The organism is Ignavibacteriales bacterium, from assembly GCA_026390775.1.
In the GTDB taxonomy this organism is placed as follows: domain Bacteria; phylum Bacteroidota; class Ignavibacteria; order Ignavibacteriales; family Melioribacteraceae; genus Fen-1258.
The window spans coordinates 740152-752766 of record JAPLFF010000003.1; the positions used below are offsets into that span (position 1 = coordinate 740152).

At 35.7% G+C, this 12615-nt stretch carries 8 protein-coding genes and 1 tRNA gene; 2 read left to right on the top strand and 7 right to left on the bottom strand.

The features are described 5' to 3' along the window. Positions 1–67 precede the first annotated feature (67 nt). A tRNA-Leu gene (locus NTZ27_03635) sits at positions 68–153 on the top strand. Between the two features lie 424 nt (positions 154–577). Next, a complete protein-coding gene (locus NTZ27_03640; protein ID MCX6173828.1) occupies positions 578–970 on the top strand; it encodes a DUF805 domain-containing protein in 393 nt (130 codons plus the stop codon). 256 nt (positions 971–1226) lie between these two features. On the opposite strand, the gene NTZ27_03645 is transcribed toward NTZ27_03640, so the two are convergent. The 7 genes from NTZ27_03645 to NTZ27_03675 all read right to left on the bottom strand — a co-directional run bounded on the left by NTZ27_03645 (position 1227) and on the right by NTZ27_03675 (position 12568). After that, entirely contained in the window at positions 1227–2573 is a 1347-nt protein-coding gene (locus NTZ27_03645; GenBank protein ID MCX6173829.1) for a T9SS type A sorting domain-containing protein, read from the bottom strand. Beyond that, positions 2574–5528 carry a hypothetical protein gene (locus NTZ27_03650; protein ID MCX6173830.1) on the bottom strand — a complete coding sequence of 985 codons (2955 nt, stop codon included), beginning with the start codon at positions 5526–5528 and terminating at the stop codon, positions 2574–2576. Between the two features lie 112 nt (positions 5529–5640). Next, a complete protein-coding gene (locus tag NTZ27_03655) occupies positions 5641–8904 on the bottom strand; it encodes a T9SS type A sorting domain-containing protein (GenBank protein MCX6173831.1) in 3264 nt (1087 codons plus the stop codon). A gap of 45 nt (positions 8905–8949) precedes the next feature. After that, a complete protein-coding gene (locus NTZ27_03660; protein ID MCX6173832.1) occupies positions 8950–9312 on the bottom strand; it encodes a hypothetical protein in 363 nt (120 codons plus the stop codon). A 75-nt stretch (positions 9313–9387) separates the two neighbouring features. Next, a complete protein-coding gene (locus tag NTZ27_03665; GenBank protein MCX6173833.1) occupies positions 9388–9624 on the bottom strand; it encodes a hypothetical protein in 237 nt (78 codons plus the stop codon). Positions 9625–9868: 244 nt separating this feature from the next. Then, positions 9869–11578 carry a DEAD/DEAH box helicase gene (locus NTZ27_03670; GenBank protein ID MCX6173834.1) on the bottom strand — a complete coding sequence of 570 codons (1710 nt, stop codon included), beginning with the start codon at positions 11576–11578 and terminating at the stop codon, positions 9869–9871. 165 nt (positions 11579–11743) lie between these two features. Further along, the gene (locus NTZ27_03675; protein ID MCX6173835.1) at positions 11744–12568 is read right to left on the bottom strand and encodes a DUF116 domain-containing protein; all 825 of its coding nucleotides are present in this window, start codon (positions 12566–12568) and stop codon (positions 11744–11746) included. Between the last annotated feature and the right edge of the window lie 47 nt (positions 12569–12615).

The window sequence follows — 12615 nt, forward strand, 5'->3', positions numbered from 1 at the left end:
CCATTTGGATATGCATTTTAAGTTTTTTAGTTTTCCAACCCGAAATAATGTTTTCAAAAATATATTTGCCGAAGTGGCGGAATTGGTAGACGCGCTGGACTCAAAATCCAGTCTGGCTCACACCAGGTGCCGGTTCGAGTCCGGCCTCCGGTACTAAAGCTCAACAAAAAAACTGTTGAGCTTTAATTTTAGGTATACTATTTATGTTATAAAAAGTTTAACGAAGAAATTTACTTATGTTGGATTTACAAATAATCTTTAACCTGCACCCCGAAGTACTGTGAATATATAAGACAGACTTAAATTATAGAATGAGTTTTGAATAATCAGATTATTATTTTAACTTGTAATAAGAACACCCAAGGATAAAATAAATGCTTTTAAGAAGAGAGATGAATACACTCCGAAATAACCTCTTCGAACAACTCCAAATTATTCTCATCATAAATTGTTATAGCTACTGCTCAGAAGATATAATTCAAAAAAGTAAATTATTCGTCTTTTATAAATAAGGCGGTTGAATGTTACGTAAACAGTCTAACCGGAAAAACAAATAACTAAAAAGGAGAATAAGACTATGGAATGGTATCTAAAAGTTGTAAAAGATAACTACTCAAACTTCAAAGGGCGCGCAAGGCGGAAAGAATATTGGATGTTTGTCCTGTTTAATCTCCTCTTTGCTATAGTTGCAATTATTCTTGATAATATTTTGGGCACAACATTTAAAATTAGTGGTGTATATTCTGAAGTGAGTATGCCTTACGGCTGGATATACTTAATTTATATTTTAGCTATCATTATACCTGGTCTTGCTGTTGCTGTTAGACGACTACACGATGTTGGAAAGAGTGGCGGATGGATATTTATTGCATTAATTCCGATTATTGGTGCTATATGGTTATTAGTGCTTTTTTGCACAGAGGGAAATAATGGTGATAATATATACGGACCATCACCCAAAGCTGTATAAAAAATTGTTTAACTAATCAATTCAATTCGACCGCTTCTTGGAAGCGGTCTTTTGATATTATTTTTTGAATCACTCGACTTACTGATGGGTTATGGAATTAAGTAAAATTCGTTTACCTATTGTTTTTAAATAAATTATCCATCAGCATTACGAGTTAGGGAAATTTGAACACTGAGTTAATTATTATTGTTTACCTTTAACTATGTTATTGGTTACTGGATTTAGCTTTTAAAATCGTTTCTTTTAGTGTAAGAGATTATTTGAGTAAGATCATTTTCTTGGATTGGATAAAATCACCGGTTTTAATTCGATATAAATACACTCCACTTGGAAAAGCTGAACCATCAAAGCTAACTTCGTGATAACCGACTGAAAGCTCTTTGTTAATCAGTTGCGCTTTTTCTTGCCCCAATAGATTATAAACCTTTAGCGATACATGAGATGATCTAGTTAAAGTAAAATTTATTTTTGTGTTTGGATTAAATGGATTAGGATAATTTTGGTATAATTTAAACTCAGTTGGTACAACTTCATCCTTAGAAACATCTGTTAATAAATGAATTGGTGTATATTTGAAATTACTTATAATTAATTCAGCATCTTTCTGATTTATTGGAGCCAATCCCTTCATTAACCAAAAATTAATATGAGGTTTTAATTGATTTGGTATTGGAATGTTTGAACCTCTATAAGACCATTCTTTAATCAAATCACCCGATGCTTGATAACTTTGAAACTTTATACCCTGCTTTGTCCATGTAAATTTATGAGTAGAAGATGACGCCGTAAGATTTAAGGGAAAGGAATGTGAGCTTATTAATGGTTCTGATGGTTGCACAACATACAAACCCGCATTACTACCGGCATCACCCCATCTTGAAAATTCAATATCAATTTCAGTTGAATCATTCTCATAAATAAATAAACCTACAATTATATTAGGGTCATACAGTTCTACATTACTTGAAACAGAAAATGAATATTCGCCGTAACCCGTGGTATCTTGGGCATAAATACTAGAGCAATACCATTTATCACCAATTTTTCTAATTGTAAGGTGTAGGTTTTCTGAATTATCAATCCATATACTATTTATTCCGTTAAACCAATTATTTGGTCCGGGTCCGCTAACACCATTACTCACATTCCATTTTAATCCTGCAAAATTTCTTGTAGGTATTCGTGTTTCATTAATCATAGTAGTAAAACTTCTTACGGACCAATTACTTGTTCCTCCTAAGTTCGTAGCATTTACTCTCCAAAAATATGTAGTACCATCTGATAAAGCTGAAGTTACATTTAATGAAGTAACGGTTATTCCACTTAGATCAAATATATTACTGCTAAAAGAAGAAGTGGTTGATATCTGTACTTGATATGACGAAGCTCCAATCGATGCGGCCCAACTTAAAGAAGGCGTTGTTGATACTTCCGTCTCTAAATTAGAAGGCGATAATAAAACTGGTGGTAATGGTGCTGAAGTCCCATCTATGTTTTTTAAAGTAAGAGTAATATTTCCTGTTTGGGCATAAAAAAATAATGATGATCCTGAAACAAAGAAAAAGACACTGGTTGTAATTAATAATTTTTTAATACTTCTCATTTATTTCGAATTCCATTTACTCAAAGTTTTCTCAAATTCTTTTTCCAAATTATTAAACGCAAAAATCATTTGAGAAGTAGGCGGCATATCACTTTGCTGTAATAAATTATGCAATGAAGTGAATGCCCTTAAATACTTGGAAAATTCTTTCCCAATTTCAGAAGACCTATTATCTTTCATTTCGGAAATTTCTTTTAACGCACTTCTACATTTTTTGTTATTAATATAGCAAGTTAAACTCAAATCATGTTGAAGTTGCAAATCCTTTTCGCTTGTTTTTACTCTTGGATCCATCTTTATATTTAGCGTTTGAGTAAATTGTTTCCCATCAACTATTAATCTAACAGTATAAGATCCAGACATAACCCAAGGTGATGTTGGATTAGGTACAGTATTCTTATAAATAGCTGACATTGGATATGATGGCGGAACGTTAAGAGGTGTATATCTCATATCCCACAAAAATCTGTGTGAACCTGCTTCTGCTGAAAGTATTTTCTGAGGACGGATCCAATATAGTGGAATATTTAGATCCGGAATCTTGTATAAGGTATCATTATTAGTATACATCCTAATGATTGTTCCTTTTGAATCTAAAATTTCTAAACTAACATTATTTGCTTTGATATCTAAATAATAATTTATAACAGCTCCTTCCGGTGGATTTTGCCCTGCAGGTTCTTCCTGCGGTAACGGTGTATCAGTATTCATATTCCATCTTACTCGATAAGCATTTTGCGGTTTAAACAAAATCGTGTTCATCTTTTTTGATTCGACACTGAGTTGACGTAATGGAGTTATATCATCTAATATCCAAAAACTTCTTCCATGAGTTGCTATAACCAGATCATCATCTTTAATTATTAAATCTCTTATAGATGTTGCAGGCATATTTAATCGTAAGGATTGCCAATTTTCTCCATCATCAAATGAAACATAAACAGCAGTTTCACTGCCGGCAAATAATAATCCTTTTCTATACGGATCTTCTTTTACAACATTGATTGGATCGTTGGGTAAACCGTTTACAATTTCTTTCCAGGTTTTACCGCCGTCATTTGTTCTATAAATATACGGGCGCATATCATCTAACCGAATACGGTTCACTGCTGCATAAGAAGTGTTTATATCAGTATGGCTTGCATCCATCAATGAAACTTTACTCCAACTTGTTATTTCCGGAGGAGTAACATTTTTCCATGTCTTACCTCCATCTCTAGTAACATGAATTAAACCATCATCCGTACCGCACCAAATAGTATTTATATCAACATATGATGGAGCTACCGTATATATAACTCCCCGTCTTGGCATTTTTTTCATTTCGTCTTTAGTATAAATACCAACACTAGCCGGTATATCCCAACTTTCTCTTGATAAATCCGGACTAATTATTTCCCAACTGTTTCCGCCGTCTAAAGTTTTAAATAAAACATTTCCGGCATAGTACAATGTTTTATTATCTATAGGATTGAATAAGATTGGCGCGGTTCTAATAAAACGAGACTTCCCGCTGCGAACTGCTTCAGGTGATATATTTTGTGTCTGTCCGGTTCGTTTATCATACTTGGAAATTTTCCCGCCATAAATAATATTTGAATCTTTCGGATCAGCAATAACGTAACCATATTCTTCAGCACCCACCGGATGCCATTCTCTAAAAGTTATTTGTCCGTCATTGCCACGCGATGCAATTCCGATCGAACCGCTCTCCTGTTGTCCGCTATATACGTTATAGGGGAATGCATTGTCTGCGCTAACATGAAAAAACTGAGCAGTTGGTTGATTATACCAGCTTGAAAAAGATTCACCGCCATTAACTGTGACGATAGCACCCTGATCACTTGCGATCAGCATGATATTACTGTTATCAGGATTAATCCAGATCCGGTGATAATCATCTCCGCCAGGTGCACCGCGGAATCCGCTCCACGTTTTTCCTCCATCAACACTTTTCCATACCACTACATTTGCAGAGTAGACAATGTCTGAATTAAAAGGATCAACTTTTATTTCAGCAAAATCATCACCTCTTCCCCAAAGTCTTCCATCAGAGTTGATCATTGTCCAAGATTCGCCTGCATCGTCACTTCTGTAAATGCCGCCGTATTTTCTCGAATCAACTGTTGCATACATTCTATTGGAATTAGAAGGTGCAATGCAAAAACCGATTCTTCCTAATCCTTGCTCTGTAGTTGGCAAACCCTTAGTTAATTTTTTCCAGGTCGAGCCACCGTCTGTAGATTTAAATAGTCCGCTTTCCTGTCCGTTCCATTCGCCATTTTCCCACGGACCTTGTCTGCCTGCCCAAAGATCAGCATAAATTATATTAGAATTATTTGGATCAATACTAACTTGGATTGCACCTGTGTTTTCATCTTTGTATAAAACTCGTTCCCAAGTTTTTCCGCCATCGAGAGTTCTATAAACTCCGCGTTCGGTATTTGGTCCGTAAGGATGACCAAGAGCTGCAACAAAAACACGATTTTCATTTTTAGGATCTATTGCAAGTCCGCCAATCTGCTGAGCATCTTTTAATCCGGTATTGATCCAAGTTTTACCCGCATCGGTTGATTTATAAATTCCATCACCGATAGAAAGGTCCGGACGCTGCACACCTTCACCGCTTCCAACATAAATTACATTTGGATTTGAAGGTGCAACTACTATATCACCAATTGAGCCTGTTGGTTGCTGATCAAAAATCGGGATCCAGGTTCTGCCGAAGTCATTTGTTTTCCAAACGCCGCCGTTATTTACACCGATATAAAAAACATTCGGTTGCTCACGTACACCAACTGCGCCAACAGTTCTTCCTCCACGGTGCGGACCAATCATTCGCCACTGAAGACCGTTGAAATACTTTTGATCGATAGTTTGCCCGTTGATGATTTTGAAAAAGGAAAGGCTCAAGAGAAAACAAGTGAGATATTTAACCAATAGATCTTTTTTCATAACCTACTTTTTAAGAATATTGTTGATAAATTTAGTTAACAATTGCGCATAAAAAAAATCGGGAGAGAAAAAAAATCTCCCGTCTTTTTTTTAAAACACTATTTTTTAATAATTATTTGATCAATAACATTTTCCTTAACTGCATAAAATTACCGGCAGAGATCCGATAAATATAAATTCCACTGGTTAAATTACTCGCACTAAAATTTACTTCGTAAAATCCCGCATATTGAAAATCATTCACAAGTTTTGTTATTTCTTCTCCCAGGATATTATAGACAGTTATAACGACATTACTTACCTGGGGCAATCCATATCTAATTTTTGTAGTTGGATTAAAGGGATTCGGATAGTTTTGTTCAAGTCTATATGCATCTGGAATACCTAAATTTAGATTTTCAACGTAGGTTACAGCTGCACCTTGCCTGATCTCAACACTCTTTGGGCTACCAGTAATGCCCTCGGCAGTGATCGTTATTGTTCCGGCTCTCGAAACACTGTTATTCTGATTATAACTTATATCAATGATTCCATTGTTAGTGCCGTTAGCTCCGCTAGTAATTTTTATCCAAAATATATCTGATATAGCGATCCAATTCATTGTTCCGCCACCGGTATTAGATACATTTATCGAAGCAGTACCGGCAATCGGACCTATAGAAAGAAAATCCGGTGTAACTGTTAAGATTGGTAGCATCATAAAATTAGCCACCAAATCTTGGCTGTTGGTGATTATAAATGTATAAGTAGATGAAGTTGAGACTTCAGTACCTCCGCTTGTCCAATTAACAAATGAATATCCTTTGCTTGGAGTTGCAGTCACACTGACCGAATTACCGTAATTAAAAGTACCGCTTCCACTCGTGGTTCCACCTTCAGCAGGGTTTGAGCTTGTTGTCACTGTGCACTGTATGATCGCAAAATTAGCAATCAACAATCTGTTAGAATTGATTATGAAAGTATAACTCGGGCTCGTTGAAACTACCGTTCCTCCTTCTGTCCAATTCACAAAAGTGTACCCAGTGTTTGGAGCTGCAGTAACTGTTACAGAATTTCCCGGATCGAAAGTTCCACTACCATTGGTTGTTCCTCCATTGGGTGGATTTGAGATAAGAGCAACTGTATATACTGGAGTAATGTTTATAGTACGGGTTACTTCATTACTTTCTTGATACGGATCAGACGCTTTAAAACTAACTGTTCTAGGTAGTGTACTTGGGCTACTGCTAATATTATGGTATGTAACACTTTTTAATGCAGTCTCATAATTTGATAATGATAAACCTAAATTCAGGACTAATACTCCTTGAAAGGGATACCATGTTCCTACAATTTTATTTTGCTTTGTGAAACTAAGAACATCTTCGTTGTTTTTGTAATTGTTAGAAATTTTAACAACTGCATATTGTAAGTTAGGAATTCCATTGTCAGTTATTGTTAGTCCATTTGTTATTATTGCAGGATTATCACCTTGTTTATATTCTAATGGGTTTGATTCCACTCCTGCCAGGACAGGCGGTGTGTTCCCTAAGTTAACTTCTCTGCTAACAACATAACTGTCAGACGCGCCGTCATTTACTTTGAAACTGATTGTCCTTATGTATAAGTTCGAAATGGCACCTTCTGTATATTGATAAGTAACGCTTCTTAGTGCTGCTTGATAATTAGTTATTGATGATACACCAGTAAGTGTTATGGTTCCATTTGAAGCATCCCATGTTCCTATAATTCCGTTAGCATTAGTAAAACTCAAAACATCATTCCCATTTTGATAGTGAACTGCTATTTTTACTTCAGCACTAGCCAAATTGATGTTATCAGGATCGCTTAATGATATAGTCTGCGTAATTGTAACTGCCGGGCTTCCGGTTGAAAAAACCAGTTGGGTTTCTTCCAATGATGTTATTACTGGTGAATTGTTAACTACTACAACATTTATGTTTCTTGTTACAGTATTACTATTTAACGCCCCATCATTTACAACAAAGCTCACTGTGCGGACTGATGTATTAGGATTTTGAGAGGTGTTCTGATAAGTAATACTTCGTAAAGCTGTCTGATAATTCGCCTTTGTTGTTACACCACTTAAACTCATTGTCCCGGTAGCTGCAGTCCATACACCCGTTATTCCATTCTGATTTGTAAAGGAGAGAATATCTTGACCGTTTGAATAGTTACTAGTTATTTGAATTATAGCGCTACTAATTGTTGTATTGTCAAAGTCGCTCACGGTTATGGTATCAATAATTTGTTTTGCAGCCTCTCCTTCAGTGTAATTCAGATTTGGGGCCTCAATAGCGGCAAGCGAAGGAGCGTTGTTAACAGACGTAACAGAAATATTTCTTGTAACAGTATTGCTGTTTACAGTTCCATCATTGACTGTAAAACTTATTGTTCTATGCGAAGTATTTGGAATAAATGATGTATTCTGATATGTAATACTCCTTACAGCAGTTTGATAATTTGCTACTGAAGTTGTTCCACTAATAGTTAATGTTCCAGTAGTTGCATCCCAACTCCCGGTAATGCCGTTTTGATTTGTGAAACCGAGTAGGTCTTCTCCGTTTTGATAATTGCTTATAATCTGAATAACTCCACTTACGAGGTTAGCTTCTACTGCTGCTACAGTTGTTGCACTTGTTATCGGAGTCGCATCATCTCCTTCAGTATAATTTAATGTTCCGGCCTCCATTGCATCTAATAAGATTGCCGTCGGTTGAAATGCGTAATTAGTACCAGTAACAGTAACTGCGCTTACTGTTCCCGCTGATACAGTAATATTCGTTTCTGTAAAAGAGGGTTGAACATTTGAAGTTGCACCTGTCACGGATAAATCAATGTCTGTCACAACAAAAAAATTTGTAGGAGTATCTGATAACGCTTCTGAAAATCCGCTAATTTGAATTTCTGTGGCTGTCTGGTTAATTGTAAGTCCCGATACTTGAGAATTATCTCCACTTGTGGAATAATCATTATCTGTGGATTTGAAAACTTTGATATTAGTTAATTTGCCGACTGATGTTGATGATGTCTGCACATTAATTGCTGTGAAGTTTGGAGTTCCTTCAGAAGTAAGTGAAAATCCTATTGTTGCTTTATTAACATGCCCGCCAGATAAAGGGGAGGTAGCAATACCATTTGTGAGCTGAACTGTCGTTGTTGCAAATGGACCAACTGTTCCACCAATTGCTAAACTGTTAGTTGTAACGGCCGATCCATATCTTCCGATAGCAAATGTTCCTCCAGTTGTTGTAGCTCCCCACGCATACAAACGAATCGTAATTGTTGTACCGCTTAAAACATTTTGTAAGGCCGATATAACAGTCAAATTTATTTGTGATTGATCCACACCGTCTACGGTGCTAGTAAAGCTCACATCGCTTCCAATATCTGTAAAGTTCGTGCCGTCTACACTGTATCGTCAAATATAGGAGTTGGGACCAGTGCCTGACCGCCTGAGCCTAACGTCTAATGTTGAAAGTGAAGCTTTATACCATGATTGTGCACTTATTGTAAATTGGAAAAACCTGTTGTTGGTAATGGCATCGGCTTTTGTCCCTGACGCCGGAAAATTAGTGGCAGAAAACCCTCGTGCCAGAGTAGACACATTTATTCCGGTGCCTCTAGAAAGAGTTGAAGTATTGAGGTTAGCATTGTTAGTGGTTGCGTTGTAAATCACTTCACTACCCGTAGACGCAGGACTGCCAAATTGCCAGGCAGCTATCTGCCCCCAAAGCAAACTATTAAGCAGTAATAAAACTAAAATAGTAAATGTTCTTTTCATAACTACCCCCGTAAAAATCTAAATATTTTAGAATACACTTATCTTCATACTTATCTTTTCAAATGTTCAGAAAAATTATTTTATCAAAATCATTTTCTTTCTCGAAAGTAAAAGAGACATGTAATAAAAATTCAAATGCAGAAAACATGGATGGATCGTTGTATAAATTGCTGAATTTTCCTTGAACATTTCGATGAGTATTTTGCACCATCGCTGAGATTTCGGAAACGCCAAGCAAAATGGAACTAATTCATCAATGATCAAGCGCCATGCTTTAGATTTAGGTAATGTCCAGAGTCTTTTATGCCCCATTTATCCCCCAAAACAAAAATCAATTTCATGTATACTATTCGGAACTAAAATAATTTACATTTTGATTCTCTTCACCAATAATCGGTTGACTACTCTCAAGTGTGTTTAAATTAATTATACTCTATCAAAAAATCAATCATTACATCCTTTTTAGCTTTATAAAACTTTGAGAGGTTTTAGATTTTGTTCTTTCCATGTTCTTTTATATTTAAAAAATAATTTATGAGGAATAAACAACAAATCACTACTTTCCTTTCGCTCTTTCAACGATTGGTCTTTTTCCTTTATCCTTAGAGTTGAGCTTACTCAAAATAATTTCGGATTCTTTTGGCGGTACGTTAAAGAATGAAAACGCATCCGATATTTGAATACCTGTAACTAATTCAGGACTAACATTGGCTTTTTTCTTGAGCATCAGTAATAATTCTTTTGGATTAAGATCATCTTTCTTGCCTAATGCAAGAAACATTCTAGATTTACCTTTATCAGAGCTAAATTTTCCTTTTCTTTCAAAACGATTTTCTCTTGAATCACCTCTTTCATTTCCTTTTTTACGATCATCCCTACGTGAATATTCTTTTCTTCCCATCGGGCGATCATCTCTAGAATCGAGTGATCTTTTTCTTTCAAAGAGATCGTGGATCTTTGCATAATTTTCTTCTTCAAGTTCGTTCTGATATGTGTATTTTATCAAAGCTGCAACAACATCTTCCGGATTGTGATTCTTGATCATCTCTTTTGCTAGTGATACGTAGTTATGCGCCAATCCTACTTCCATCATTGATTTCAATTGCGCAGCGATTTTCTCTTTCTTAAAATTGATCACATCATGAATTTGAGGAATTCTTTCTTTGCGTATCTCGGTTTGTGTAAAGTTTTTTATAAACATTAACTTACGATATTCTTCCGGAGTGATAAAAGTTACAGCTGTTCCCTCTTTGCCGGCACGTCCGGTTCTGCCTATTCTATGTAAATATGCCTCTGGATCTTGCGGCAATGCATAATTTATAACGTGTGTTAGTTCCTCAATATCGAGACCGCGCGCTGCAACATCGGTAGCAATCAGCACGTTTATTTTTTTATTCCTGAATTTCGTTAATATCCTTTCACGAACATTTTGGGTAATATCACCATGCAAACCTTCCGTATCATAACCCCGGTCATTCAGTTTAGAAGTAACATGATCAACATCATTTTTTGTGCGGCAGAAAACCAATCCGTAAAATTCAATTGTAGTATCAATAATTCTGCAGAGTGCATCTAATTTATCGGATTCTTTTACTTCATAATAGATTTGATCCGTAAGCTCTGTTGTCTCACCGGAATGTTTTGTGCGGATAATCTCGCGTTTGCCCATATACTTCTTAGCAAGTGTTGCAATTCTTTCGGGCATCGTAGCCGAGAAAAGAAGTGTTCTTCTATTAGGATTTGTTCTTGAAAGGATATCTTCTATATCTTCGACAAAACCCATGTTGAGCATTTCATCAGCTTCATCAAGAACAGCGAATGCAATTTCCGAAAGGGACATACTTTTTTTATTGAGTAGATCAATCATTCTACCGGGAGTTCCTACTACAACATCCACACCTTTCTTCAATCTTCTAAGTTGAGTATCGTAAGATTGCCCGCCGTAGATCGGAGCCGCATGAATATTTTTATTCCCCCGAAGAGAATTAAATTCCTCGGCAACTTGGATAGCGAGTTCGCGTGTAGGTACGAGCACCAATGCCTGAAGATGACCAGCTCTTGGTACAAGCTGTTGTATAATAGGAAGTGCAAATGCGGCAGTTTTGCCCGTTCCTGTCTGAGCTTGTCCTATTAAATCAACTTTATTTTCTAATATAAGAGGGATAATTTTTTTCTGAATTTCGGTCGGTTCTTCAAATCCTTTTGAATGGATCGCATGAAGTGTTTCTTCCGTAAGTCCAAGATCTTTAAAGCCATTTTTAAGCATATTTTGTTTATCCTAAACATTTATAATAATCCTAACCTTAATATACGGTTATAAATTGAAAATGTTTTTTAGTTGTTCGTTTTTCGATGTATTCAGCAACTTTCTCCAATCTTTAGGGAATAGAAATCGGCTAAAATATCGTGTCTTAATTTAGGTAAGTTAAAATTAGAGCGGATCAGAATTATTTAATAGCTTAGTAATTTTTTTGATATTGATAGTATTCTCATGAAACTGACCCATCCATCTCTGGCAGCGATTGGCATCTAACTGGAGACCGATTACAGGGACATGAGCTTTTTGGCACATTCTCATTCCATTAACTAGTTCCGGAATGCATGCTACACCTAATACTCCAACTTTTTTATTTTCAAGTTTAAGAGTTCTAAATAATTTTTTAAGATCGGATTGCATCCAGAGATAAGGTTTTATTTTATTTTTTCTGAGGAGTTTACTCATTTCATTGATGGGACAGATTTTTGAACAAGCTTTGCAGACATAATCAAGATTATCGGGAGCCGATAAACATTCTTGCGAAAAATCCCTCATGCAATGCGGAAGGAATGCGTATTTTAATTCACACTCTAAAAACTTTTTTTGATTGAGTCTATTTGTCAATTCAATTTCCAACATGGACAAATGATATTGCTCAGTGGTTAATGTTTTAATTTTTTCAAATCTCTTAATAACCGAGAGTGTTCTTAAATGTTCTTTGACGGCTTCAGTATAAACTGAGAGATTTTCGTTTAACTCATGAATAATCTGTGATAGAATCGTTTGATTATTATTTTTTAACAGACTTTTTAAAAAACGTTTTTGGCCACTAGCTTTTTGAATTATGGCGTGAAGTTCTTCTGTACTATTTATATTCTTTAGAAATCTACTAGCTAAATCAGATATTAATTCAAAATAAGAATCACTTGAGACCGAATTTCCATAAAGTGAGTATGTCTTGCCAATAATCGGTTCAGTTATTGTTTGAGAGGAATGCATTCGGTTTATAATCTGCGATTAATAATTATTACGAAATATTTTGAAAA